General features: G+C 42.3%; 26 protein-coding genes and 2 pseudogenes. 12 read left to right on the top strand and 16 right to left on the bottom strand.

Features of this window, described 5'->3' with window-relative positions; translation table 11 throughout:
- The gene (gene rpsF, locus V7K67_RS09210; protein WP_334731337.1) at positions 1 to 351 is read right to left on the bottom strand and encodes a 30S ribosomal protein S6; all 351 of its coding nucleotides are present in this window, start codon (positions 349 to 351) and stop codon (positions 1 to 3) included.
- Between the two features lie 380 nt (positions 352 to 731).
- Between rpsF and V7K67_RS09205 the strand changes: the two genes are divergently transcribed.
- A complete protein-coding gene (locus V7K67_RS09205) occupies positions 732 to 1,505 on the top strand; it encodes a fumarylacetoacetate hydrolase family protein (RefSeq protein ID WP_334731338.1) in 774 nt (257 codons plus the stop codon).
- Positions 1,506 to 1,508: 3 nt separating this feature from the next.
- On the opposite strand, the gene V7K67_RS09200 is transcribed toward V7K67_RS09205, so the two are convergent.
- Together V7K67_RS09200 and V7K67_RS09195 are read right to left on the bottom strand one after the other, a co-directional pair.
- Positions 1,509 to 1,988, bottom strand: a complete 480-nt coding sequence (locus V7K67_RS09200; RefSeq protein ID WP_334709108.1) for a Tic20 family protein — start codon at positions 1,986 to 1,988, stop codon at positions 1,509 to 1,511.
- An 81-nt stretch (positions 1,989 to 2,069) separates the two neighbouring features.
- Entirely contained in the window at positions 2,070 to 2,267 is a 198-nt protein-coding gene (locus V7K67_RS09195) for a hypothetical protein (RefSeq protein ID WP_334709109.1), read from the bottom strand.
- 585 nt (positions 2,268 to 2,852) lie between these two features.
- Here V7K67_RS09195 and V7K67_RS09190 point away from each other — a divergent pair.
- Both V7K67_RS09190 and V7K67_RS09185 read left to right on the top strand, forming a co-directional pair.
- Positions 2,853 to 6,032, top strand: coding sequence for a hypothetical protein (locus V7K67_RS09190; protein ID WP_335166185.1), 3,180 nt, complete (start codon positions 2,853 to 2,855; stop codon positions 6,030 to 6,032).
- A 139-nt stretch (positions 6,033 to 6,171) separates the two neighbouring features.
- A complete protein-coding gene (locus V7K67_RS09185) occupies positions 6,172 to 6,321 on the top strand; it encodes a photosystem I reaction center subunit VIII (protein ID WP_179065659.1) in 150 nt (49 codons plus the stop codon).
- 283 nt (positions 6,322 to 6,604) lie between these two features.
- Here V7K67_RS09185 and V7K67_RS09180 read toward each other — a convergent pair whose 3' ends face one another.
- The 4 genes from V7K67_RS09180 to psbE all read right to left on the bottom strand — a co-directional run bounded on the left by V7K67_RS09180 (position 6,605) and on the right by psbE (position 7,324).
- Entirely contained in the window at positions 6,605 to 6,727 is a 123-nt protein-coding gene (locus V7K67_RS09180) for a photosystem II reaction center protein J (RefSeq protein WP_179065658.1), read from the bottom strand.
- A gap of 70 nt (positions 6,728 to 6,797) precedes the next feature.
- Positions 6,798 to 6,920, bottom strand: a complete 123-nt coding sequence (locus V7K67_RS09175) for a photosystem II reaction center protein L (protein WP_015127970.1) — start codon at positions 6,918 to 6,920, stop codon at positions 6,798 to 6,800.
- A gap of 8 nt (positions 6,921 to 6,928) precedes the next feature.
- Positions 6,929 to 7,066, bottom strand: a complete 138-nt coding sequence (psbF, locus tag V7K67_RS09170) for a cytochrome b559 subunit beta (protein WP_015115279.1) — start codon at positions 7,064 to 7,066, stop codon at positions 6,929 to 6,931.
- Positions 7,067 to 7,075: 9 nt separating this feature from the next.
- Complete coding sequence (gene psbE / locus V7K67_RS09165; RefSeq protein WP_185583151.1) at positions 7,076 to 7,324, bottom strand: cytochrome b559 subunit alpha; 249 nt, start codon at positions 7,322 to 7,324, stop codon at positions 7,076 to 7,078.
- A gap of 103 nt (positions 7,325 to 7,427) precedes the next feature.
- Here psbE and V7K67_RS09160 point away from each other — a divergent pair, with 103 nt between their 5' ends.
- Positions 7,428 to 7,604 carry a hypothetical protein gene (locus tag V7K67_RS09160; RefSeq protein ID WP_335166183.1) on the top strand — a complete coding sequence of 59 codons (177 nt, stop codon included), beginning with the start codon at positions 7,428 to 7,430 and terminating at the stop codon, positions 7,602 to 7,604.
- On the opposite strand, the gene V7K67_RS09155 is transcribed toward V7K67_RS09160, so the two are convergent.
- Positions 7,601 to 8,620, bottom strand: coding sequence for a photosynthesis system II assembly factor Ycf48 (locus tag V7K67_RS09155; protein WP_335166181.1), 1,020 nt, complete (start codon positions 8,618 to 8,620; stop codon positions 7,601 to 7,603). The two genes, V7K67_RS09160 and V7K67_RS09155, sit on opposite strands and share 4 nt — an antisense overlap.
- A gap of 210 nt (positions 8,621 to 8,830) precedes the next feature.
- Entirely contained in the window at positions 8,831 to 9,166 is a 336-nt protein-coding gene (locus V7K67_RS09150; protein ID WP_334706210.1) for a rubredoxin, read from the bottom strand.
- A 317-nt stretch (positions 9,167 to 9,483) separates the two neighbouring features.
- Here V7K67_RS09150 and ndhC point away from each other — a divergent pair, with 317 nt between their 5' ends.
- Genes ndhC through V7K67_RS09135 form a run of 3 tightly spaced genes read left to right on the top strand, consistent with a single transcriptional unit; the run spans position 9,484 to position 11,097 of the window.
- Positions 9,484 to 9,846, top strand: a complete 363-nt coding sequence (gene ndhC / locus V7K67_RS09145; RefSeq protein WP_104908259.1) for a photosynthetic/respiratory NAD(P)H-quinone oxidoreductase subunit C — start codon at positions 9,484 to 9,486, stop codon at positions 9,844 to 9,846.
- On the top strand, positions 9,837 to 10,574 hold the full coding sequence (gene ndhK / locus V7K67_RS09140) for a photosynthetic/respiratory NAD(P)H-quinone oxidoreductase subunit K (RefSeq protein WP_334706211.1): 738 nt from the start codon (positions 9,837 to 9,839) through the stop codon (positions 10,572 to 10,574). The genes ndhC and ndhK overlap by 10 nt, the downstream gene beginning before the upstream one ends.
- A complete protein-coding gene (locus V7K67_RS09135; RefSeq protein WP_334706212.1) occupies positions 10,567 to 11,097 on the top strand; it encodes an NAD(P)H-quinone oxidoreductase subunit J in 531 nt (176 codons plus the stop codon). The genes ndhK and V7K67_RS09135 overlap by 8 nt, the downstream gene beginning before the upstream one ends.
- A gap of 104 nt (positions 11,098 to 11,201) precedes the next feature.
- Here V7K67_RS09135 and V7K67_RS09130 read toward each other — a convergent pair.
- Positions 11,202 to 11,546, bottom strand: a pseudogene (locus V7K67_RS09130) (transposase); the annotation flags it as partial.
- A gap of 257 nt (positions 11,547 to 11,803) precedes the next feature.
- Between V7K67_RS09130 and V7K67_RS09125 the strand changes: the two are divergent.
- The 4 genes and pseudogenes from V7K67_RS09125 to V7K67_RS34325 all read left to right on the top strand — a co-directional run bounded on the left by V7K67_RS09125 (position 11,804) and on the right by V7K67_RS34325 (position 14,771).
- Positions 11,804 to 12,199 (top strand): Pepco domain-containing protein, encoded by a 396-nt coding sequence (locus V7K67_RS09125; RefSeq protein WP_335166178.1) that lies wholly within the window; start codon positions 11,804 to 11,806, stop codon positions 12,197 to 12,199.
- A 1-nt stretch (position 12,200) separates the two neighbouring features.
- Positions 12,201 to 14,003 carry an SUMF1/EgtB/PvdO family nonheme iron enzyme gene (locus tag V7K67_RS09120; protein WP_335166176.1) on the top strand — a complete coding sequence of 601 codons (1,803 nt, stop codon included), beginning with the start codon at positions 12,201 to 12,203 and terminating at the stop codon, positions 14,001 to 14,003.
- Between the two features lie 546 nt (positions 14,004 to 14,549).
- A pseudogene (locus V7K67_RS09115) lies at positions 14,550 to 14,678 on the top strand (NAD(P)H-quinone oxidoreductase subunit J); the annotation flags it as partial.
- 6 nt (positions 14,679 to 14,684) lie between these two features.
- Entirely contained in the window at positions 14,685 to 14,771 is an 87-nt protein-coding gene (locus V7K67_RS34325; protein WP_442943796.1) for an NADH-quinone oxidoreductase subunit C, read from the top strand.
- Positions 14,772 to 14,854: 83 nt separating this feature from the next.
- On the opposite strand, the gene V7K67_RS09110 is transcribed toward V7K67_RS34325, so the two are convergent.
- The 5 genes from V7K67_RS09110 to V7K67_RS09090 form a co-directional block, all read right to left on the bottom strand.
- Positions 14,855 to 16,231 carry an alkaline phosphatase family protein gene (locus tag V7K67_RS09110; protein WP_335166174.1) on the bottom strand — a complete coding sequence of 459 codons (1,377 nt, stop codon included), beginning with the start codon at positions 16,229 to 16,231 and terminating at the stop codon, positions 14,855 to 14,857.
- A 15-nt stretch (positions 16,232 to 16,246) separates the two neighbouring features.
- Entirely contained in the window at positions 16,247 to 17,473 is a 1,227-nt protein-coding gene (gene eboE / locus V7K67_RS09105; protein ID WP_334731345.1) for a metabolite traffic protein EboE, read from the bottom strand.
- Positions 17,474 to 17,853: 380 nt separating this feature from the next.
- On the bottom strand, positions 17,854 to 18,786 hold the full coding sequence (gene eboC, locus V7K67_RS09100; RefSeq protein WP_334731346.1) for a UbiA-like protein EboC: 933 nt from the start codon (positions 18,784 to 18,786) through the stop codon (positions 17,854 to 17,856).
- 319 nt (positions 18,787 to 19,105) lie between these two features.
- Positions 19,106 to 20,047: a TatD family hydrolase gene (locus V7K67_RS09095; protein ID WP_335166172.1), complete on the bottom strand. Its 942-nt coding sequence runs from the start codon at positions 20,045 to 20,047 to the stop codon at positions 19,106 to 19,108.
- Between the two features lie 226 nt (positions 20,048 to 20,273).
- Positions 20,274 to 21,155, bottom strand: a complete 882-nt coding sequence (locus V7K67_RS09090) for an EboA family metabolite traffic protein (RefSeq protein ID WP_335166170.1) — start codon at positions 21,153 to 21,155, stop codon at positions 20,274 to 20,276.
- A gap of 688 nt (positions 21,156 to 21,843) precedes the next feature.
- On the opposite strand from V7K67_RS09090, the gene V7K67_RS09085 reads away from it, so the two are divergent.
- Positions 21,844 to 23,046: a 3-dehydroquinate synthase gene (locus tag V7K67_RS09085; RefSeq protein ID WP_335166168.1), complete on the top strand. Its 1,203-nt coding sequence runs from the start codon at positions 21,844 to 21,846 to the stop codon at positions 23,044 to 23,046.
- Positions 23,047 to 23,421: 375 nt separating this feature from the next.
- Here the strand turns inward: V7K67_RS09085 and thyX are convergent, their stop codons facing one another.
- On the bottom strand, positions 23,422 to 24,144 hold the full coding sequence (gene thyX, locus V7K67_RS09080; protein ID WP_334732643.1) for an FAD-dependent thymidylate synthase: 723 nt from the start codon (positions 24,142 to 24,144) through the stop codon (positions 23,422 to 23,424).
- Positions 24,145 to 24,356: the final 212 nt, after the last annotated feature.

The raw sequence follows: 24,356 nt of genomic DNA, 5'->3' as shown, positions 1-24,356 counted from the left end.
TTAGACCGTTGCAGCTACTTTAGTGGGTTTTTCCTTTTCCTCTTTAGGGGGTTTTTCTTCTGCAATTTCTTGCTTAACTGTCAAGTAGCGAATTACTTCTTCACTCAAGCGCATGGCACGTTCAAAGGGAGCGATCGCAGTTGCCGGGGCACTGTAGTTTAATTGGATGTAGATGCCATCGCGATGTTTTTTGATTTCATAAGCCAGACGCCGCTTACCACGATTTTGAATTTGGATATCCTCAGCGCCTTGATCGCGAAGCAAATTCTGATATTTAGTAACTGCTTGCTCTACCTGTTCCTCTCCGAGGTCAGGACGGAGAATGTACATTGTTTCGTAACTTGTAGTCATAATTTTTCAGTTTCCTCATGGACAAAAGTGGCTGCTGATGTTAATTTATACCTTTTTGGATTAAAAATGCCAGTATTGATCAACATCTTAAGCAACAAGGAACTATAATCTTACCAGTTTTCAATTTGAATCATTAGCCAAATCGCCAAAATTTGGATTTTTTGGATGTCCGTAATGAAAACTAGGTCGGGAGGCAACCCCGATATTTCTTTAGCAAGATTGATCGAGCTATCAGCTTCGCCAAAGGTTATCTTTTTCTAAAGGCATCTATAGTCGCTTTTTTGCTCAAGACTCAATTGGTTCGCTAAACAGCTAACTAACTGACGATTGCCACCTGCTTACAGCTTCTAATCGCATATAAAAGGATATTCATCAAGGTTATGGCGCAGCGCTACGTGCGAATTCAAAATCCAGAAGGACAGATTTACTATGGGTTACTACATCTCTCCTTGAATGTGCAGGTGCTAGATGCTCCGCCCTGGTTACATGGACAACCCACTGATTTAACTTTGACACCAGAAAATTACCAAATTCTGGCTCCCTGCGCCCCTTCAAAAATTGTGGCGGTGGGTAAGAATTATGCAGATCATGCAGCTGAAATGGGAACTCCAGTACCTTCTGAGCCATTAATCTTTCTCAAACCACCCACGTCGATCATTCCATCTGAGAGGGAAATTAAGTATCCTCCCCAGTCACAAAGAGTTGACTACGAAGGAGAGTTAGCATTAGTGATTGGCGATTACGCCTTTGAATGTACACCAGAGGTAGCCCAAACCAAAATTTGGGGCTACACGATCGCTAATGATGTAACAGCGCGGGATTTACAAAAAAAGGATGGTCAATGGACTCGAGCCAAAGGTTTTGATACTTTCTGTCCTTTGGGCCCTTGGATTGTGCGGGAATTAAATCCTGGAGCGAGATTACAGACTTTTGTAAATGATGACGTTAATCCAGCCCAATCTGCTTGTATCGATCAGATGGTGTTTTCCCCCGATGTTTTAGTTTCCTATATCAGTCAGGTGATGACGTTATTACCCGGTGATTTGGTGCTTACAGGTACGCCGGAGGGTGTCAGTCCATTGCATCCAGGCGATCGCGTCCGCATCGAAATTGAAGGTATTGGTCGCCTGGAAAACACCGTAGCGGTTCGTTAACTTCTAACGCACCTGCATATACACTGCATCGGAAATCGCCGGAATTTCGGCATAACGTCCCAGTAGAGACTGGACGGCGGAATATCCAACTGCTGCTACAACGCCTAGAAAGATGGTGTTAGCTACTGTTTCTATTGCAAAGCCAGTACCAGGAACCTGTCCTAAAACTCGCACCAGTATGGAACACAAAAATATAACTATGTCCAAAAGAATTGCCTGCATTGTGTTGAAACGAATGAAATGACTGATTTTTTCGTTTCTCACCACTAATAGTAACAAGGCAAAGAACACAATTATTTGTCCTAATTGTCCTAAACTACCGTAAATTATTAGCACTGGTTGCAGAGGTAAAAGCAAAACTCGTAGTGCTGGAAACTGATTCAACAAATAGCTGCCAAAGACTAAACCATCAACTAGGGGCAGTAAATAAGGCAAGGAAGCAAAAATCCGATCTGAAACTGTTGTAGACCCGCGCCAAGACATTATGCGTTCTCCTGTGGTTGAATTTCTATAGTTACTTGAGCTTAGGATAACGCAGTTGCTTGGTCTTGCTGACAAATTCAACTATTCTACATGGGCGATACGAAAGCCCATCATGCACTCATACTGATCGGGCTGCTGTTGAGTCAGTTTGCGAATGGCTTGACCGCAGCGCAGTTGACCCCCACGCCAACGTGGTTGACCGCTCCCGTCAGCGAGTAAACAAGACTGACAAACTTGCTCAGGGGCAAGGATTTGATCGTCCATTAAAATGACTAACATCGCATCCCTCCTGTAAATCCTTATTGTCAAACAATTTTGGATTTTAGATTTTGGATTTTGGATTTTGGATTGACCCCATAGAGATATCTAGGGTTAAGTGTTGTGATTTGCAATCTCGCTTTGCGCCCGTCGTGGGCGATCGCAGATGACACTTAAGAGCCACATCCTACCTCTTTGTAACAAAAATGTGGGCAATTACGATTCAATAAAAATTGTCAAGTGAATCTGAATTTATTGTACGTTGTGTACATTCCAAATTGGACATTATAGTAAAAAATAATACAAAACTCTTTGCAATAAGTTGGGCAGAGACAGCGAAGGGTATCCATTGATCCCTGTTAATTTAGCACTTGAGACTGTCTAACTTAATATTCAGAAAATAACAAAAGCTTTATGCACAAGCAACACGGCGAATCTTTGAAATTTCCTTGACGTGACTGATGAAAGTGTGATAATTCAAGTCAGTAAAACTGAGTTAACTTGATAGCCATTTAAGTGATGCATTTCTAAAATACTGAGGTAAACTTGCAAGCAAGTTAATACACAATATTACTCAGCGGCTCGTCGGTCTGGGCATCACTCACAATGGAACACTGGCAATTTCTGATACAGGAACAAGGCGCTCGCTCGTGGCATATCCTAGAATCGCCAAATTTGGAAATTTTGGAAGGACAGTATAGAGTTTTGGCTCTTTCTAATCTTCCTAATACAGATGTGGAAGTACGGGTAACTCATTCTTCAACCCAGGAAGTTCAACCAACGCGACGAATTTTCAAGCGATCGCGTCGCACTAACTCAGAAGGCTTAATGGCAGTAATTCCTTTTACCTACTTCCAGGCGGGAGTTTGGGAGTTGCGCTGTTCTGGCGATTTGATGTCGGATCTGCTGGGTAAATCTTGGCAATACAGAGTCCAACTACAAGTCTTGTCTCAAGAAGAAGAAGAGGCGAAGCAGAGGGAGAAGGTAGAATCAAATTTACTCGTTCACCAAAATACTGTTTCTGAAAATCTGGAATGCACTGCCCCAGCAAAACCAGATGCGATCACTATTCCCGCAGAACTAGCAATTACTGGAGAACTGGAATCTACTGTCCCAGCAGAACCCACAATTACCTTAGATAATGCGATCGCTATTCCCGCAGAACTAGCAATTACTGGAGAACTGGAATCTACTGTCCCAGCAGAACCCACAATTAATTTAGATAATGCGATCGCTGTTCCCGCAGAACTGGCAATTACTGGAGAACTGGAATCTACTGTCCCAGCAGAACCCACAATTAATTTAGATAATGCGATCGCTGTTCCCGCAGAACTGGCAATTACTGGAGAACTGGAATCTACTGTCCCAGCAGAACCCACAATTAATTTAGATAATGCGATCGCTGTTCCCGCAGAATCGGCGATTGTTCTATACAGCAACCCTATTACTATTGTTCTGCCAGATGAAGGGAACTTAGAAAACACTGCCCCAGCAGAACCTTTAATTGGGCTAGATCAAGCGATCGCTGTTCCCGCAGAACTGGCAATTACTACAGACAGCAACACTACTACAACTGTTCTGCCTGATGAAACGAAAGAGAATATAGCGATCGACGAGCCTGTGAGTTCTGTGTGGCTCAAAGGTGAGACAGTAGAACAGATTTTACAAAATTTAATAGATTTAGCTTTACCCGCCTCTGAACTGCTGCCCAACGATGAAAATGTTACAGATTCTTTAGCGACACAACTACCGCCACCATTACTATTAACTTTAGACCAGGATAATTATATTGCTCGTTGGGGACAAGCTCTTGCAATCAATGGGCACATAGAACCCAAAGAAAATACAAATCTAGATCAAGCTGAAACATTATCTCCAAAAAGGCTACGGGCACTTGAACTAGGAATTGAACTGCGATCGCCCAAGAACTCGAAAATCTTGACCAAGGTACGGCAAATTTTACCAGATCAAGAGTTACCCTTCAGTATCAATACCTCAATTAATATTCCTGCCGACTGTGAATCTAAGTTAATTTTGGCAGATATCAGTTTGTATGGTAAATTCGCCGATGCTGGTGAAGTCATCCGATTAGCTAGCCAGTCCTTCACCATTACAGCAGATGTCACGGAATTACTGGCAATCACAGCGGCAGCAAAACCTAGTACAGATGCAATACCATCGGACTCATCTGCTGCTTTCATAGAGCCAGAGACACCTGTTAGGCTAGATTTGAAACTATTAAATCTGGTCAAAATGGCAAAAACAGACCAGTCTCAGATAGTTAATCCATCCCCAAATACACCCTTACCACCGCAAATTAACCTGCAAGCTCTGCGAGAAGCTACTCTACGGACATCTAAACTAAAGAATTCAGGCACTTCACCTCAATTACCGAAACTGCCCCCGATTCAAAGCGATGCTAACATTCCCGCAGATGTTGTTGCAGAACAACCCATACAAGAGGAACTTCTAGAAAAGGATGTTAATATAGCCACCATCAACTTGGAGCAATTGGTTATCAAGCAACGTCGGATGCCAATACTCGAAACTACTTTGCCATACTTGAGACGCCTCCAAACTTTGCCAGGTGATACAGAAGAAGTTAAAAAAAATGTCCTCCCAGATGCCTTGGAAGTTCAAGGGACTGAAGACTTCCCGCAGTTAGATGCAATTGTAGCTGAATATGAAAATACACCTGAATTAGTAGTAGCTGATGCACCATCTCAAGAAGAATTTGTTGCTGAAGTAGAAACCCAGCAAAATGAACCATCTCAGGAAGAATCTGTTGCTGAAGTAGAACCCCAGCAAAATAAGCAATTGCAGGAAAAACCTGTTGCTGAAGTAGAACCCCAGACAAATGCACAATTTATTACAACAGGCAACCTTTACTCATCTCCTTTACTCAGAAAGTGGATGCAGAGCCAAGGATACTCTTTGCCTGAATCGATCAATGATCTGCAACCTCAAGACTACGATAACTATGAGCCAGCACAGCAGACGCCCCTTTCTCTGAGTGCAGAAACAGCAAATGTTGATGTTAACTTGCCATTAAACCTAGATGCCAACACTGAGACATGGCGCGAACAGGGGACATGGGAAGAAGTCCAAGATTTGGCTGACGAACTGAGTAACTATGGGGAAGATATAGAGACAGCGCAGGAAGCGGATCTGGGGATAGGAGAAAATACAGAACTAGAAAAAGTACTAGAAGAAGCAATACTCTCATCGGCTTTGTCAACACAAATACCGCCGCCGCCTCCTCCGATAAAAACAAATATAGCGTCAGCTTGGTTGGCGCAAGAAATCGTTGTAGATGATACAGATAGTGAACTGGAAGCCGATTTAATTAGGGGTTACACCTTTGAACAGAAGGAGCAACCATTATTAAATTTATCCCCTTCCTTACCTATAATTACGTCAGCCACTAAGGTTTTGCCAATTCCACAGCTGCATGTGCCAGAAGGCGAACTAATCGCTGGTAAGTTTGTCATAGTGCGCGTAGTACTACCTGAAGTACCTCCGCAAGTTGTTGTCAAGTTATGGGTTGAAGATTATCAAACTCGTTGGTTACTAGATGGGCCCCATTTATTGACAAATTTACTACCTAATGCTTCAGGTGGGTTGGAAGTGATGACGCAATTAAACATTCCCTTTGGCTGTTTAGAAATTCGCTTGGAAGCGATCGCACTTGATCTGACAACCCAACAAGAAAGTCACAAAGTCACAATATTGCGAACTGTGATTCCTCCAGACTTACCAGACTTGCAGCTAGATGAACTCTTATGAGGGGCATTGGGCATTGGGCATGGTTATTTCCCAGTCCCAATATTGCCTGTGTTAAAAATATGAAAGAATTTCAAAAATCTGGCAGAATTTGCAGTAAGCTCATTTTGAATTGTAGTGTGATTCGATAGGAACCTTTACTATGGCAGCTTCTTTTTTGCCTTCTATCTTGGCTAGTACTTCCTACTTGCCTGCTATTTTCGTTCCCATAATCGGTTGGGTTTTGCCAGCTGTGGTCTTCTCGTTTCTGTTTTTATACATTGAAAGCGACGACATCAGCAACATTAACTAATACTGATGTAGTCATTGGTCATTTGCAAAAGACAAATGACCAAAGATAAAAGACAAATGACTATTGACCAAAATTAATACCGCCTATCTCATAGAGACAGGCGGTTTTTTTAACGTTGATTTCTCAACAAATGCTGAAAATTCTAACTTATAGTGCAATACAGTTCAGTTAAGGGCTAATGGTAAAAATTTTGGGTTTTTGAGACGCGATAAATCGCCGTCTCTACAAGTGTTTTGGTCTTATCTGAACTGTATTGACTTATAGTGTTCGGTTCAAACTAATGTTAGATTGAAGAACCGAGTCCGGCGTAGGCACCATAAAAGAAAATGCCCAAGACTGTAATTATACCTAAACCTGCGATCGTAGCGACGACCCACAGGGGAATTCTCCCACTTCCTGCAGACACAGCTTCTCTCCTCCCTTAACAAAAATTCAACACACGTTCAATAAACAAAGATTAACAACAGTAGTTCCAGTTAGTTAAAGAAGTAACTGGAAAAGAGAATACCCAGAACAAAAATTAGCAGTAATCCCAGGTATAGCGAAGTCCGGTTTAGTTCAACCGGCTGATTATTGGGATTGGGCGATCTTTCTACCATAATTGCTCCTAACGTTGAATAAATTGCATTGCGGCGATCGCGCCTAAAAAGAATACAGTTGGTACACCTAAGGTGTGAACTGCCAGCCATCTAACGGTAAAAATTGGATAGGTAACTGGTTGATTGATGTTATTGCCGCTAGTCATGATCTCAAACTACTTTCCAATAAATTGTTCAACTTGTTTTTTAGCTTCAAAACGGTTCTTCACAATGGGCACTTCCTGCCGCGCTGGTGTGAAATACTCATTGGGGCGGGGTGTACCAAAGGCATCATAAGCCAGCCCAGTGCTGACAAATAACCAACCAGCAATAAACAATGCCGGGATGGTGATGCTGTGAATTACCCAGTAACGAATGCTGGTAATGATGTCCGAAAACGGACGTTCTCCAGTGGTACCTGACATTTAGATTCCTACCTTCACAAAGAATGTTATAGAGTTTATTATCCTACAAAGTTAAGAAAGAGTTACAAGTTGCAAAGTTCTTCTCAGAAATAGGTACTGGGGATTGGGGATTGGGGATTGGGGATTGGGTATTGGGTATTGGGGATTGGGAAAACTCTTAGCTAGTCCCCAGTCTCCAGTCCCTAGTCCCCAGTCTCCAGTCCCTAGTCCCCAGTCTCCAGTCCCTAGTCCCCAGTCCCCAGTCCCTAGTCCCCAGTCCCCAGTCCCTAGTCCCCATTAAGCTGCTTCTGGGGAAGTTTTTTCAGGGTTTGGTAGATATTTGAGCAAAACACCGCGATCGCCAATTATAAATCCCCGTTCTGGCTCTAAGAATACAATCTTGTACAAATTAGCCGCAACTTCTTCCACTGCACGGTCTTTTTCCCAGGTTTTGCCGCCGTCGGCACTGCGTAGCAAATTACCGCTACCGCCACCTATCCAAATTTCATTGGGTGTACGATATGCCAAATCCAGTAAACCCCAACTTGTAGATAACTCTGGATATTGTGCCTTTTGCCACTCATCAGGTTTAGTTTCGTCACTAAACTGAATTTGACCTCCTCTAGCTAACAACCACAATTGCCCATTGTTAGCAAAACCCATGTTTTCTACCCGCCGAGAACTATTGCGGTTATGGGGTACCCAAGCATCTTGTCCCGGTTCCCAGGTTGAGTAGAAGCTACCCTTTGCGGAAACAGCAACATATTTACCATCAGCAGAACGTTCTAAGTTACGTACCACACCGACTGCTGATTCTACCTGGGCTTTCCAGTTTTTGCCGCCGTCTGTGGTCTTATATATGGCTCCGACATCAGTAGCCATTTCCGCTGTACTGTCTGCCAGTGCCTTAATTGCAATCGGGCTACCTGGTAGCTTTTCGCTCAAAGGAATACGTGACCAAGAAGTACCCTCGTCGGTCGTATGTAGCAACAGTCCAGGCTCACCGGCGATCCAGCCTTCTTTACCTGCAAAGCTTACTGAGTCAAAGCGATACTTTTGTTCATCTAGTTGCAGTGTGATTGGTTTCCAGGTATTACCACCATCATTGGTTTCCAACAGAGTGGCATTGCTACCTACTAAGTAGCCATGCTCAGAGTTATCAGTAAAAGCAATATCCAATAGATTCGAGTCTGTTGGCACAGAAATGATTTTCCAAGGGTTGTAGCTAACAGAGGGAATTTTGCTACAACCTATGCATATTACGACTACTATTAACAAGGCAAATATTCGTTGCCAACTTTTCAAAAATGAATGCATCAGTATTTCTTAGTTGTTTCTAAATTTCTCTAGGAGTCGGTAGTCAGGATGCTTAACAATCCTGGGTTTTTCATTTTGTTAGCGCAGCGTAAAGCCTTCTCTTCTCCTGTCGGAGACGCTGCGCGAAGGAGAGGCAACGCCTTCGGCATGGCTTGTCTGCGACACGCTGCGCGAACGTAGAGAGCGTCATTTTGAATTGCTTAACAGCTGTTACTGTAAGCCGTAGAGACTGATAAAAAACAAGAAACCAAGAGCCAAAGCACCAAAAATTAGGATATTCTTTTGGGTTGGCGTTAGGTTGTTGACACCCAAACCGTAACCGAGATTTTCTTTGAAGCCGGATACAGTACCGGCAGGGCCGATGTTAGCAAAAGCGGTTTTCTTAGCAGAACAAACTGGACAGCGCCAATTTATAGGCAGTTCTGCAAAGAGTATCCCGGAAGGAATATCCTGCTTGTCGTCTCCCTTCTCAGGTTCGTAAACATAACCGCAGGCACGACACTCGTAGCGGTCTAACACCGGAGTCTCAACAGCTGGTTCGCTCATGGCTAAGGCCTCGCAGAGAAGAAATCTTAAATATACGTTAAAAATTATGACATAATTGTTAGACTTTTCTATCACTAGCAAAAGCGAATCAAATACCTGAAGTGCGTCTGTTTCCCAGATTTCAGAAAAATCAAACAGATATAATGTAAAAGAAAGTTACGCAGTTTAGGGATTGGGCATGGGGCATTTAGGTGATAGGTGATAGGTGACAGGGGAGAGGGAATAATCTGTACCCTGTCACCTGTAACCTATTCCCTTCTTCACTCCCCATTCCCCACTCCCCACTTCGATTACACCATAAGCGGTAGATACTCATTGTGTTTGTCCTCAGCGGTTACGAGTACCTTCTAGGCTTCTTCATCATCTGTAGCCTAGTGCCTGCCTTAGCGCTCTCAGCATCCAAGCTCCTACGACCCAGTAGTTACAGCCCAGAACGGCGCACCACTTATGAATCTGGCATGGAACCCATCGGGGGAGCCTGGATTCAGTTCAACATCCGCTACTACATGTTTGCTCTAGTCTTCGTCGTCTTTGATGTGGAGACTGTTTTCTTGTATCCTTGGGCGGTAGCTTTCCACCGTTTGGGGCTATTGGCATTTATTGAGGCGCTAGTCTTTATTGCAATCCTTGTAGTCGCTTTAGTTTACGCGTGGCGTAAAGGAGCTTTGGAATGGTCTTGAATTCTAACTTAACAACCCAGGACAAAGAACGAATCATCAACCCCATTGAGCGGACTACAATCACTCAAGACCTTTCAGAAAACGTCATTTTGACGACGGTTGACGATCTCTATGACTGGGCGCGGCTTTCTAGTCTGTGGCCGTTGTTATTTGGTACTGCTTGCTGCTTTATCGAGTTTGCAGCTTTAATCGGTTCCCGATTTGACTTTGACCGTTTTGGGCTAATTCCCCGTTCTAGCCCCCGCCAAGCTGATTTAATTATTACGGCAGGGACTATTACGATGAAGATGGCTCCTCAATTGGTGCGTCTTTATGAACAAATGCCAGAGCCGAAGTATGTAATTGCAATGGGTGCTTGCACAATTACTGGCGGGATGTTCAGTGTTGATTCCCCCACAGCAGTGCGTGGAGTCGATAAATTGATTCCTGTGGATGTGTACTTACCTGGTTGTCCTCCTCGTCCAGAAGCAATTATCGACGCAATTATTAAGCTGCGGAAGAAAATCGCCAATGAATCGATGCAAGAGCGGGATAAAATTAAGCAAACTCACCGCTACTACAGCACGACTCATAATTTGAAGCCAGTAGATGAAATCTTAACTGGTAAGTATTTGCAGTCAGAAACTCGCTATGCGCCACCGAAAGAATTGGCGGAAGCGATTGGTTTACCAGTACCACCTGCACTGCTGACAGCAAAGGCGCAAAAGGAGGAACAAACCCGTGGCTGAAGAAGAATCTAAACCAGTAGCAGCAGCCAAAGAAGAGTCATTGGTACAAGCCGGTAAAGTTTCCCAGTGGTTAACGGAAAATGGCTTTGACCATGAGTTTTTGGCACCAGATAAGAATGGTGTAGAGATAATTAAGGTGGCGGCAGATTTCTTGCTTCCTACCGCTACAGCCCTTTATGCCTACGGGTTTAATTATCTCCAGTTTCAAGGTGGTGTTGATCTTGGGCCAGGACAGGAATTAGTGAGTGTGTATCACTTGATTAAAGTGGGTGATAATAGCGATCGCCCCGAAGAAGTACGAGTTAAGGTGTTCTTACCACGGGAAAACCCTGTAGTGCCTTCTGTGTACTGGATTTGGAAAACCGCAGATTGGCAAGAGCGCGAGTCTTACGATATGTACGGCATTATCTACGATGGACACCCAAATCTCAAACGAATTTTGATGCCGGAAGATTGGGTAGGTTGGCCTTTGCGGAAGGATTATATCTCGCCTGATTTCTATGAGTTGCAAGACGCTTATTAGAGATTGCTGAATAGAGACGCGATGAATCGGGTCTGTACAAGATAGTGCTTTCGGCAGTGATTAACCCCTTTCCGGTGGCGGAGAGGGGTTATGTTTTTGGTGTTTTATGTAAAGTTGGTTAATAAAATTTGCTGTAATTCATCTACTGTATTTACAGTTTTAATTGCCTGTTGAATTGCTTTTAATTTCTGCAAATCCGTAATTTGAGAGATTATCGGCATCAATTCTAAACCTTGATTGCCAAACTTAATTTCTAATGCTAATTCAATTCCTGAATATAATTCCTCCTTTCTTCCTCACAGTTCTCCGCGTTCTTCCCCTTTGCTAAAAATTTCTTGATACCAAGGCGACTGCTCTAAAAGTGCCATATCCCACCTCAGAATTTGTTGAACTATTGCACTATCTAATACAAAGGTAGCAAAAAATCCTAATACTGTTTCTAGTTGATTGGACTACTTAAGGAAAGCGATCGCACCCAATCTGAGATAATTTGAGTGCGATGTCTACGACGGGCTTTGCCTACGCAATTCTTGAGTAGAGAAAACTAATTGTCCTGTTTTTAACGCAGAGGGGCGCGGAGGGAAGCGCAGAGGTTCGCGGAGGAGATGTCTAAGATGTTCTGTGAAATTTCTTAGTAATTGGAATCGCTGTCTCTACCGTTGTATCTATATTTGTGGGACAATTTAATCTAAATATTTAAAGTAATATGTCAGAAATACCCCAAAACGACGGCATTTGGATTGTGACGGATGAAGTGCCGCAAATATCGATTCCTGACGGTGCTAAAGGCGGGAGTACTAATACACGCAGTTGGGGAGACGAAGCTATCAGGGATAGTACTGGTAGCAAAGGGGTAGGAGATGCCGTTAAGGTTAGCGCTCAAACATTAGAGCAAAATATGACTCACTTTCTCAAAGTCGTGGGAAGTTTGTTTAGTCAAGCCCAAGAGCAAGCAAAATTTAACTCTAAGATGCAGCTAGATGAAATTGAGCTATCAGTGGAAATTAGTGCAGATGGGGAAGTTAAATTAATTGGCAGTGGTGCCAAAGCTGGGAGTAAAGGAGCGATTAAGCTGAAGTTCAAGCGCCAAGAATCACAGTGAGATGGCAAAAAATTGGGCGATCGCGATCGGAATTAACCAGTATGATTATCTGCAACCGCTAAACTATGCCAAGCGGGATGCACTGTTAATGCAAGAGTTTCTGGGCAATGAAGCCGGATTTGAGCGGATATTCTTCTTCTCTGATGACTCTCCTCCTGTTGACGGAAAATCAACTCGCCCGAATCGCGCAAATTTGCGTCAAGTCTTCCTGGAATTATTCAACAAACCCTTCATGGAAGCAGGGGATAACTTTTGGTTCTTCTTCAGTGGGCATGGGATAAGACACGCTGATCGTGATTATCTCATGCCCTGTGATGGCAATCCAGCAGATATTGAAGAAACGGCAATTCCGATTAACTTCGTTGCTGAACGCCTACGTCGTTGCGGTGCTGATAATGTTGTCCTAATTCTGGATGCTTGTCGTAGTCTAGGTACTCGTGCTGGCGAAGGAATTGGGCGACAAACGGCAGAAGAAGCACGTCAACAAGGAGTTATCAGCATATTTTCCTGTAGCCCACAGGAGTATTCTTATGAAATTGAGGCTTTACAACAAGGTGCTTTTACTACTGCACTACTAGAAGGGTTAGGAATTCAAGGTCAATGCGCCACCGTTGAACGCTTGAATCAGTATCTTAAGTCTCGCGTGCCGGAAATTGTTAGTAAGCATAAAAAGGGGAGGCAAACACCTTATGTGATTGCTGAACCTGTGAATAAATCCCATTTAATACTTGTGCCACGATACGCAACTCTAGCGGATATCGCCACGTTGAAAATTGATGCTTACCAAGCAGAAGTAAACAGGAATTTAGATTTAGCAGAGCAATTATGGATTCGGGTATTAGCTGCGGCTTCAGGGCGAGATATGGATGCAATTAGAGCAATTCAAAGAATTGAAAGGTTGCGGTGGGAACGTCAAGAACCATCTTCACCACAACCTCGTCCTAGTATTGAAAATTCCACTAAGGGAATATTTACAGTTGAAAAAAATCCCTTAAAAAATTTTCAATTTGAAGTTGTGACGGTAAATGCAAAAGGAAATATCACCAACCGCCGTAATGAGGAAGCGAAATATTTTGCAGAAAATTTAGGGAATGGTGTCACCTTGGAAATGGTGCAGATACCAGGGGGAAGCTTTATGATGGGTTCTCTGGAAGGGGAAGCACAGAGATATGAAGATGAAAGTCCACTGCATCAAGTAACAGTTCCTAAGTTTTTCATGGGGAAATATGCAGTTACCCAGGCACAGTATCAAGAAATTATGGGCAGTAATCCTTCTAACTTCAAAGGTGAGAAACGACCTGTAGAACAGGTGAGTTGGGATGATGCAGTGGAGTTTTGTAAAAAGTTGAGTCAGAAAACAGAACACACCTACAGGCTACCCAGTGAAGCTGAATGGGAATATGCTTGTCGTGCTGCAACCAAGACACCATTTTATTTTGGTGAAACAATTACCACAGATTTAGTTAACTACGACGGTAGCAATCCTTACGGCTCTGCACCAAAGGGCGAATATCGTAAACAAACAACAGATGTAGGAAAATTTGCGCCTAACTCTTTCGGTTTATACGATATGCATGGTAATGTATGGGAATGGTGTGAAGATGTGTATAATGATAATTATATAGACGCGCCAAAAGATGGTAGTCCGTGGCTTACTGGTAAAGATAATGACATAAAGCTGCTGCGTGGCGGTTCTTGGAGCTTCAACGCTGGGGATTGCCGTTCTACCGTTCGCGTTAGTAACGCGCGCGCGGATCGTAACTTCAATGTTGGTTTTCGCGTGGTGGCGGTGGCTGTGGCGTGAGGATTCCTTGCTCTTTACCCTCTTCCCCTTTTGCCCTCTGCACTTCTTATTCTTTTCCCTTCTTTTTCCCTCACCGCCACAGGCGGATCAAAATTTTTTTTTCAAAAACTGGTGTATTGATATCGAAACTATTATACACTACATTTAATCAAATTTCTCACTTAGGTGAGAGTTTGAGCATGTGGCAGGTCAATTTTAGCTGCTGCGTGGCGGTTCTTGGAACAACAACGCTAGGAATTGCCGTTCTGCCGATCGCAATAGAAACGCGCGCGCGAATCGTAACAACAATGTTGGTTTTCGCGTGGTGGCGGTGGCTGTGGCGTGAGTACTCCCCAAAGTCAGAGTTGATAAATGGGAATTTATCGAGCGTACATCAGGGAGTCCAGACCTGAACCAGCGAGGAAGGCGACAACCTCCGAATATAAAACCGAGTCGGATAGCTTGGTAGGTTGGAAAATCGAACAGTTGTTCGACTCAATTAATTCTACAAGATTGGGTGGAGGAACGAAACCCAACATTACCTATCACAAATTTCAAGGTGGTGTTGACCTTGGGTCAGGACAGAAATTAGTGAGTGTGTATCACTTGATTAAAGTGGGTGATAATAGCGATCGCCCCGAAGAAGTTCGAGTTAAGGTGTTCTTACCACGGGAAAACCCTGTAGTGCCTTCTGTGTAATGGATTTGGAAGACCGCAGATTGGCAAGAGCGCGAGTCTTACGATATGTACGGCATTAGACATCTGGTGAAAATGAATGTAGAGACGTAGCAGTGCTACGTCTCTACAAGGACTCTGGCTAACGCATATTTAATTTCTGGAGATGTCTATTATCTACGAAGGACACCCAAATCCTACTCCTGATTTAAATGTTTGAGAATCAAAGAGAAAACATCCGTCGCCTCGATTCGATTTTCATCAACTAGGTGAGTTTGATGGGTGATAAATAGAGGCCCTTCATTGGGAGAGGTGGTAATACTACCATGAGAGCCACGCACCAGGGAACCATCCAAAGGAATCACATCCATGAGGTAACGAAAACCTAGTTGTTTCTGAAGTAACCTCAGAGCAACTTTTCCTTGAGGAAATTTCATTTGCGGATCAAGAAAAAGTTCTACAGGATCGTAACCAGGTTTGCGGTGAATATCTACAGTTTTAGCAAAATCAGGCGCTTTTGCATCATCTAGCCAATAGTAATAGGTAAACCAAGCATCAGGTTGTGCGATCGCTACTAACTCTCCCGATCTAGGATGAGCAAGATGGTAGGCTTGTTTACCTTCGTCATCCAATACTTGGGCTACGCCTTCGGTTGCTTCTAAAAGCGATCGCACTTTCGAGATATATGCTGGATCGTTCACATATACATGAGCAATTTGGTGATCGGCAACAGCAAAGGCAATACTAGCACCAAAATCGAGTAGTTCTCGCCCCAATTCTTCTCGTACAGCAATTAAACCATTTTCCCGTAATACACGGTTCAAATCTACAGCTTGAGAAACTGGAGTAATGCCATACTCAGAAAGAATAATTACCTGAGTATTACGTGCTTGATAATATTCAATTAGATCGCCACAAACAGCATCAATTTCTCGCAAATCTGCTTGAATCTGTGTTTTATTGTTACCAAATTTTTGCAGACAGTAATCTAAATGTGGCAGATAAACCAGTGATAGTGTGGGACTATAGCGTTTCTCAATCCATTTTGCTGAATTGGCAATCCATTGGCTAGAACTAATGGAAGTTTTTGGCCCCCAGAAATCGAATAGAGGGAAGTTTCCTAAATCAGATTGAATTTGCGATCGCACATCAGCCGGATGGGTATAAATATCAGGTAATTTTCTCCCATCGGCGGGATACATTGGGCGCGGCGTAATGGCATAATCTACAGAAGAATACATGTTGTACCACCAAAAAAGGTTGGCACAAGTGAAGTTTGGATCAATTGATTTAGCGACTTCCCAAACTTTGGGAGCCTGCACTAGTTTATTAGATTGTCGCCAAAACTTAACTTCACATTCGTCGCGGAAGTACCAACCATTAGCGACAATCCCATGTTCATCAGGCAATTTTCCTGTTAAATAAGTAGCCTGGACAGAACAAGTTACAGCAGGTAACACCGTTGCGATCGGAACTACTTGACCTTTAGCAGCCCAAGAAGATAAAAACGGTGTATTTTCTCCTATTAAGTTAGGTGTTAATCCTACGACATTTAGAATAACTGTTTTTTTCATAAACTTAGTTCCTTATTAATTTGCAGCGAGTTCTTTTAATACCCACTCATATTCACGCTGAATAGAAGTCAGCAAATCTATTTTCATTTCTGATGGCAATACATCCCAAGTGTAAGTCTCAATTTCTAAATGTGAGCAAGCATTGTTTGTCTGAAGTAGATACAAAACAGTAGCAATATCATCTTGGGTAGATTGCAAAATTTGATAATCATGAATAAAAATTGGGACATGAAAGTGAGTGCGCCATTCTTCAGCTAGAGATTGCTCTAAATGTGGTAATGCAGTTATTAAGTCAGGATAGTGATGGAGGGTACCATCATTACGACGTTCTATTACCTGGTGAAGATAGGTAGATTCTGCAAAAGGACGTAAACGTTCAACTATCAAACTACGCTTCTCAACATCAGCAGGTATTTTTACTTTAATTGCAGCGCTGATTTGAATCTTGCCAATCTTAATTCCTGCCGATTGCAAACGCGTAAATACAGACTTTGGCTGCTCATATTCCACCGAAAAATGACAGGTATCATAGCAAATCCGAACATGTTCTAGCAATTTAGTCTCTGCTAAACTCTGCTCAATATTTAGCTTTTCTGATAAATAATTACCGCCAATTGGCAATAACCAATTTTGATAGAAATCAATTATTTCTGAGGTGTTTTCAATTAAACCATCAGGCTCAGGTTCTAAATCAATATGGAGTATCTTTCCTGTCTCTTCACGGATGCGAATCATTTCTACAACAACTGATGCGATATTCAAACAACTCTTTTTCAAAACTATCTCGAAAGTTGCTTGGTCTTTTTCCCACCAAGGTTTATAAGATAATGGTAGTGTAGAAATTCCGCCGTCAAGTTCTTCTGGTAATAGAGTAGCTAAAATTTGTGCCAAGTTTAATGTATAATCAACTCGTTCTTCGGTAGACCAATCTGGTAAATAAACTTGGTCTTTTACTACCTGTCGATGAAATCCGCCAAAAGGGAATCCGTTTAAGGTAAAAACATATAAATCTTGTTGAGTCAGCCAAGTTTGGAGTTGAGCTAAGTTATTACTTTCTAAAAGTTGTTTTGCGGCGATATTTGCTAACCTCAAGCCAATACCAAAAGGTTCTGTAGGCGATAAACGCGATTTGAGTTCGGGAATATAGGTTTTTAAATTAGCGAAAACTTCTAGCCAGCTTTCACCAGGATGAATATTGCTGCAATAAGTTAAGTGAAAATTATTGTTTTTTGTAATTTTCATTTTTTAGCTCTATCCCTTGTATATAATCTGTTATCTCTGGCTTAAACTATTTCACAAAATACTTGCTACATATTCATGGGTAGTGATTTAACAGGAAACGGGCGGTTAGAAACCGCGTCTATACAAACTTTAAAACCCTTAATTTGACTTTAGTTCGCGGAGGCGGACAATGCCAGTGTAGCCGCGAATTATATTTGCTTAATACCAATTCTGTATGAAGATGCACAGAATATTAAACGAACCGCCAAGTACGCCTTCTCTACGAGAGGCTCCGCCAACGCGTAGCGTCTCGTTAGAGAAGAGCGCCAAGAATAGAGAGTTACTCATTTAGTGCAGCTTCACATTAAATTGGTATAACATCTGGATGTGTACATTCAACTTTAAGTAACAGCAAATAGTTGTGCTAACTTCATCGAAATTGGTAACAAAATTAGCACTAATAAACCGTAATACAAACCAGCAAAACCAGATGCAACTGTTGCATCCAAGACTATTAGAGATAAAACACCTATTTTCACGGCATTTCGGATATTTTCGGCTATTGGTTCACGTGCAGCTTTGATAAAATTAGGCAAGATTCTGATAGCTAAGAAAACAGCAAATGGTAGTGCTGCGATCGCTGTATACTCTCCTAATAATCCTAGAGCTAAAACTGCCGTCAAAACTATTGCAATTAGCAATAGTGCAAGTACTCCCGTAATCTTCTTACCACCGTGAACTTCACCCTGACTAATTGCGGTGATCGCAGCAATATAAAGGACAGGGATTAGCGCTAAATACCAACGTTCTCCGATGATTTCGGGTACAACACTTACGCCTAATAATAAGTTACTACCACGGCACAAACCCATATTTAAAGGGCCAAAAAAAGGATGATGTTTGGCAACTGAGTTATAGAGGAGGCATGAAAGAGTGATAAAAATAGCGATCGCAGCACTCAACAACGATACTTGAAAAGCAGCTATAATCCCGATCGCAAATAGTATACTCCCCCATAAAACAGCATTTTGACGAGATACACGACCACTCGGAATTGCTCTATTTGGTCGTTCTTTTGCATCTAATTCCGCATCAAAAACATCATTAAAAACTATACCACCGCCGTATAAACCAGTTGTAGCCAATAACAACCAACCTAATGGAATTAGTACGGCAAAACTTGCTTCTCCGTTAATTAATTTAGCAAAAATAACCCCAGAGCCAGAAGCAGCAAAACCAACAAGAATATCCGCCCAAGCAGTAACAATATTAGCAGGACGCATCAATTCTAGATAACCCCGCCAGCTTTGAAAATTTAAGCTTGCAACATTCACTTATCTACCTCCAGGTCTAGTAATTTATCAAAAAAATGCATATTACAGATTAATCATATAGGTATCTATAGCTGTTCCAAATAATTCATGAAATTTTCTTTTCCTACAATTTCTTTGCGTGAAACAAAAATATTGGTGTCGCCTATTTGTGGGATGATTTTACTGGTTTGGCAGGATGCTCAAGATGCCCACCCTACAAGAATCTCAGCAACACTCAAATATTTATCCAAGAGACTCCATAAGTTACATTGACAACGCAAAGATGCAAATCTCTTTTATAATGCCCGATGCCCAATTTCTAATGCCCTATTTCAATTTTCTACTCAATCAATACATAATCTGAAATTGATTTGATTCCTGGTTCCTGTCCCCGTAGCACAGAATTACCACTGAACATTTGACGCTGATCGACAGATTGTGGATTGAGCCAATCTGACGCTTTCATCTGCCCAGTTTGACTGTAAGCAGCTAGAGCATTTTCATAACAAACTGCTCGCACATCTTCTTCAAGAATGCCTCTTTCTAACATCAACTGAGCCGTTTTTGGGACTGCCAAAGGATCGCTAATACCCCAATCAGCACTACTATCTACAATGATCCGATCTTGTCCATACTTACGGACAACTTCTACCATCCTGGCGTTGCCCATTTTCGTCTGTGGGTAAATCGTGAAAGCTGCCCAAAAACCGCGTCCTAATACTTCTTCAACGGTTTCTTCATTGTTGTGATCGATAATTACTTGTGAGGGATCTAAGCCATATTCAATGCAGCGATCCATACTCCGACTAGCACCAGCCTTTTTATTGCGGTGAGGAGTATGAATTAGTACTAACATATTGAGTTCTTTGGCTAATTCTAATTGTTGACAAAAGTATTTATCCTCTGCTTCTGTCATATCGTCATAGCCAATTTCACCAATGGCAACAACTCCTTCTTTACAAGCATAAAGTGGTAGCAGTTCCATAACTTCTGTTGCTAGTGCCTCATTATTAGCTTCTTTCGGATTTAGTCCGATTGTGCAGTAGTGCTGGATGCCAAACTGACTAGCACGAAACCGTTCCCAACCCACAAGGCTACTGAAGTAATCTTTAAATGAGCCGGCGTTGGTTCGAGGTTGTCCTAACCAAAAGGCTGGTTCAATGACAGCGACAATACCATATTCCCGCATTACTAAGTAATCGTAAGTAGTACGGGAACACATGTGAATGTGAGGATCGATAAACATCATGGTTTTAATGATTGGGTATTGGACATTGGGCATTGGGCAAAACAGTTCCGAGTTCCGAGTTTCGAGTGCTGAGTAAAGAAATGAGATTCCCCACTCAGCACTCATTACGGGCTAAACGCCCCGCTACCGCTAACAGCACTCTTGAGGGGTATGGGGCATTGGGCATTTTCCTTGTCCTCCTTGTCTCCCACGTCTCCCTTGTACAGACGCGATTAATCGCGTCTCTCCCCACTACCTTTTATTTGTAAACTGACAAGTGTTAGCGTAGCTCGCCGCAGGCATCGCGGCTAAAACTGCTCCAAGTCAGATTACCCTGTTGAATGGATGACTGTAAATCTGGGTAATGAGAAAGTAATGCTTGCGCTTGGGGTAAAGGAGAGTCAGCACAAGCTAATGCTGCTGCTTCTTGCTCTTCTATAGCCCCATTAGCCAGTACTTTTTCTAAATCTGTGATGATGGCGCTATCGGCAAACCGCCCTACAGGTCGCCAAAGTTCTGGTGTAACTGAGCGTTTAGCTGCCCAGCGCTCATGGGCATAGTCTGCTAACATCTTCGCCAATTCTGGGTTAGCACGCCGATCTAGACCCCAAATTAGATGCAACGGACTGCCAACAAACACAGCCTTCAGCACCATCTGATTCCAAGCAGCATTATCTAAATAATTTGCAGGATAGGGATTACGTAGTGCTATGGCTTGAAATACATTACTCATATTGCTGCGAATTCCCTCAGCAGTACGGTGGCGATGTAACTCTGGATGTGGTATGAGTGGCAAACTTTGATAAAGTACAACTAACTCCCCCATATCAGCAGTGGAGAAGACTCGATCGAGAGTTTGTACATACCCCTGAGTATCATCGTGGGGCAAAGCTAAAAGTAAGAGTGTGCGACCTGCTTGATCTATACTCCAATGACTAGGATACCAACCGGGAATTACATCCTGTGCTGCTTCTAAGTCCTGGAATGTTAGCTGCAAATCCTCTTTACCGAGATAGCGCGGCACAGCACTAAAAGCCGTAAAAAACACTCGTTCCGCAGCGCCGCTAGCAATCTGTGCCTGCTTCTGTTCCAGCCAAGTAAAAGCTTTTTCTGAAACAGACTTTAACAGCCATTGATGCAGTAACTTGTTTACTTTATTCATAACTAAGTATAAAATCTACCACTAAACTTGGTACTTTGGGATTGAAGTAGTTTGCTCGTATTCTACTGAGATCATAAATTCACTGAATCTATAAAGTTCTCCCGACTTTAAAGAAGATATTGTAAAGATATCATTTGAATTAGATGAACACTGAATTATCTTACGGAAAAAATTTAGAATTCTATGTAATAATGATTTCCATTGCATTGCCAACATCAGATACAGTATAAAGTCTAGATAAAGTCCAGGCATTGATAAGAGTTGTAACCTAATTCTATTTTGACTTTACCTACTAAGGTAAAAGCACTTAAAAAGTGTGATTAGTTTAGTAGTTAAATTGGGTCTAGTAAATCGTTTAAATATTGAAGTATTTAATAGATTTATCGAAGAAAGGCAGAGGGCAGAGGGCAGAAGGCAGAAGGGATAAATCCCTTCTCTGATTGCCCGATAGCGTAGCGTTAGCGACGCAGGAGCGTCACCGTCTGCGCGACGGTCGGTTGCAAGGGTTTAAGACCCCCACCAAATTGAAAATTTGGTGGCTCTCGAACAGAAGAGGGTTTGAATCCCCATCTGAACGAAACCTTCTGCCAACTGAGCCTTCTGCCTTCTTCAATATGTCCATTGTGCCGTCAACTCTAATTGCAGCAATGTATCTATTTACAGTTATTTAAAAAACAATAATATTCAAATGGCTATTCAACAAAAAACCGCTCTTAATCTGCAACCAATTAACCAATGTGTCCGCGTAACCTTCAATTATGATGTTCACTTCACTAAGGGTTTGTTTCAGCTAGATAATCCTTTACTCGCACAAGTTATTGCCGTAGATGGGGAAACAACCCCAAAGCAAGTGCTAGCAGTGGTAGATGGAGGATTTTTACAGTACCAGGATGGGTTGCTAAAAAAATTATCAGCCTATGCCCAGCGTTATGAAGATGTGCTAACACTGAGCGGTGAAACGATAGTAGTTCCAGGTGGAGAAAAAGTCAAGAACGATTCTCGATTTATAGAGCAAATTCATCAGCAGATAAATGCATCTGGATTGTGCCGTCACTCCTACGTGTTAGCAATTGGAGGTGGAGCCGTCCTAGACATGGTAGGATACGCAGCAACAACGGCTCACCGAGGAATTCGACTGCTACGAGTACCAACAACAGTATTAGGGCAAAACGATTCGGGTGTAGGGGTAAAGAACGGAATCAATGCCTTCGGAAAGAAAAACTTTTTGGGTACATTCATGCCACCTTATGCTGTCTTGAATGACTTTGATGTTCTTACTAGCCTTGACGATCGAGATTGGCGATCGGGTATTGCAGAAGCGGTGAAAGTAGCGCTAATTAAAGATGCAGATTTCTTCGATTTCATTATGACTAATGCCGATGAATTGGCTAATCGAGACATGGACATAATGGAAAGGCTAATCTATCGCTGTTCTCAGCTGCACTTAGAGCATATTGCTGATAGCGGCGATCCCTTTGAAATGGGTTCATCGCGTCCTTTAGATTTTGGACACTGGGCTGCTCACAAACTAGAGCATTTAACTAATTACAGCCTACGTCATGGTGAAGCTGTAGCGATCGGCATTGCTTTAGATACGACTTATTCATATTTAACAGGGCAACTCTTGCAATCAGAGTGGCAAAGGGTTCTAACTACACTCAAGAAATTAGGCTTTACTTTGTACGTATCAGCACTAACTGAGCAGTTAGATAAACTAGACCATCCGCATTGTATATTTAGGGGGCTTACCGAGTTCCGTGAACACTTGGGAGGAAAATTAACAATTACCCTTTTACAAGGAATCGGAGAGGGAATAGAAGTTAACCAGGTGGATTTGTCTTTGTATAAAGATGCGATTTTGATGTTGCAAGATTGGGAACTTTTACATTAGACATCTGGTGAAAATGAATGTAGAGACGTAGCAGTGCTACGTCTCTACAAGGACTCTGGATAACGCATATTTAATTTCTGGAGATGTCTATTAATTATCCCTTGAATGCAATTAGTAGAACTCCTGGCAATCTACTAAGCTAGTACAACACGGCGTAAATAAACTACCCATTTAAAATAGCCAGAAAGCTTATAAAATAAGCATTCTTTCTTTTTACTTTTGCCTTCTTGTACTAGTCGCACGATACGTAAATGAAAAAATTAGTAAGGTGCTTGTAAAGTTGAAGCCGATAAATGTTACGGATATTATGCTGATCGCTTCATCTACAAGCATCAAACGTTTCATACCCTACCAAAATCACATCAGCGCCAATATCTAAGGTGCTAATCTTGCCTTACCTAGACGCTGCTTCTCATACCATTGTGCGATCGCAGGTGTCCAATCTTCAAAATGAGGCCACATCATTTCACATAACTTTTGAATTTCAAGTTGAGCATCTTTTTTATTTCTCAGGTCGCAAAAATGCAAGAAAGACCTTAAATTGAAACTCACTACAAAATGCTGACGATAATCAAAAGGCACTTTACCTCTTGCGTGTTCTTCAGACATTCCAGCCTCAAAATCAGCTTTATATCGTTTAGCTGCTTCTAGACACCATTGCAAATCTGCTGCTCGTTGCTCTAGCGAATAGTGGTACTTTTTGCCTTGTCTATCAGTGTAATAACCAACGGGACGTAAGTAAAAAACATCTTCTATGTCTTTCTTACCTTCTACTACATCAATAAATTGGTTGCCCGTGTATCTAAAAGATTGTACGTCAAATGATACAGAAACACGATGAGTCCGGGCCTGCTGCATCACACTATGGGGAAAGTAGCCACAGTTGAAAACAATCTGGGGATGCTCTAAAGGCCCATAATGTCCCCTCTCACCCGCTAAAAGTCGCTTAACAATAACTTCGCCGCTTTGTAACTCCGAAGGCCAGGAGTCACGCTCGTCAAACACAAACCCATCAGTATAGTCTTGGTGCATCGCGGCATAAATCACCTGCTGCGGGTTTGGTGTTTTGGCAATAACCTCTACTCGAAATCGATGCATTAGCTGTTAGGGAATGAATTTGTGACTGAAAGTGCTTAAAAATAACAAGTAGAGCCTGTTGCTTAGATATGGCTTTGAACTCAATTCATTATCATATCTGCTATATAAATACTAGAGTTGTCTAGACATTTACTTCTTACTTCAACGGGAGCATGGGAGCAGTTATCCCTCAGTAAGCTTTCACGATGAAGCCAACCGTGATAAATTAATTG

This window comes from Nostoc sp. (assembly GCF_036917155.1).
GTDB lineage: Bacteria > Cyanobacteriota > Cyanobacteriia > Cyanobacteriales > Nostocaceae > Nostoc.
This window is presented reverse-complemented; position numbering and strand designations above follow the sequence as displayed.

Excerpts from the sequence above, each read along its gene's own strand:
- rpsF (WP_334731337.1), bottom strand. The coding sequence starts at position 351 with ATGACTACAAGTTACGAAACAATGTACATTCTCCGTCCTGACCTCGGA.
- V7K67_RS09205 (WP_334731338.1), top strand. The coding sequence starts at position 732 with ATGGCGCAGCGCTACGTGCGAATTCAAAATCCAGAAGGACAGATTTAC.
- V7K67_RS09200 (WP_334709108.1), bottom strand. The coding sequence starts at position 1,988 with ATGTCTTGGCGCGGGTCTACAACAGTTTCAGATCGGATTTTTGCTTCC.
- V7K67_RS09195 (WP_334709109.1), bottom strand. The coding sequence starts at position 2,267 with ATGTTAGTCATTTTAATGGACGATCAAATCCTTGCCCCTGAGCAAGTT.
- V7K67_RS09190 (WP_335166185.1), top strand. The coding sequence starts at position 2,853 with ATGGAACACTGGCAATTTCTGATACAGGAACAAGGCGCTCGCTCGTGG.
- V7K67_RS09185 (WP_179065659.1), top strand. The coding sequence starts at position 6,172 with ATGGCAGCTTCTTTTTTGCCTTCTATCTTGGCTAGTACTTCCTACTTG.
- V7K67_RS09175 (WP_015127970.1), bottom strand. The coding sequence starts at position 6,920 with ATGGTAGAAAGATCGCCCAATCCCAATAATCAGCCGGTTGAACTAAAC.
- psbF (WP_015115279.1), bottom strand. The coding sequence starts at position 7,066 with ATGACTAGCGGCAATAACATCAATCAACCAGTTACCTATCCAATTTTT.
- psbE (WP_185583151.1), bottom strand. The coding sequence starts at position 7,324 with ATGTCAGGTACCACTGGAGAACGTCCGTTTTCGGACATCATTACCAGC.
- V7K67_RS09155 (WP_335166181.1), bottom strand. The coding sequence starts at position 8,620 with ATGCATTCATTTTTGAAAAGTTGGCAACGAATATTTGCCTTGTTAATA.
- V7K67_RS09150 (WP_334706210.1), bottom strand. The coding sequence starts at position 9,166 with ATGAGCGAACCAGCTGTTGAGACTCCGGTGTTAGACCGCTACGAGTGT.
- ndhK (WP_334706211.1), top strand. The coding sequence starts at position 9,837 with ATGGTCTTGAATTCTAACTTAACAACCCAGGACAAAGAACGAATCATC.
- V7K67_RS09125 (WP_335166178.1), top strand. The coding sequence starts at position 11,804 with ATGTCAGAAATACCCCAAAACGACGGCATTTGGATTGTGACGGATGAA.
- V7K67_RS09120 (WP_335166176.1), top strand. The coding sequence starts at position 12,201 with ATGGCAAAAAATTGGGCGATCGCGATCGGAATTAACCAGTATGATTAT.
- V7K67_RS09110 (WP_335166174.1), bottom strand. The coding sequence starts at position 16,231 with ATGAAAAAAACAGTTATTCTAAATGTCGTAGGATTAACACCTAACTTA.
- eboE (WP_334731345.1), bottom strand. The coding sequence starts at position 17,473 with ATGAAAATTACAAAAAACAATAATTTTCACTTAACTTATTGCAGCAAT.
- V7K67_RS09095 (WP_335166172.1), bottom strand. The coding sequence starts at position 20,047 with ATGCCCAATGTCCAATACCCAATCATTAAAACCATGATGTTTATCGAT.
- V7K67_RS09090 (WP_335166170.1), bottom strand. The coding sequence starts at position 21,155 with ATGAATAAAGTAAACAAGTTACTGCATCAATGGCTGTTAAAGTCTGTT.
- V7K67_RS09085 (WP_335166168.1), top strand. The coding sequence starts at position 21,844 with ATGGCTATTCAACAAAAAACCGCTCTTAATCTGCAACCAATTAACCAA.
- thyX (WP_334732643.1), bottom strand. The coding sequence starts at position 24,144 with ATGCATCGATTTCGAGTAGAGGTTATTGCCAAAACACCAAACCCGCAG.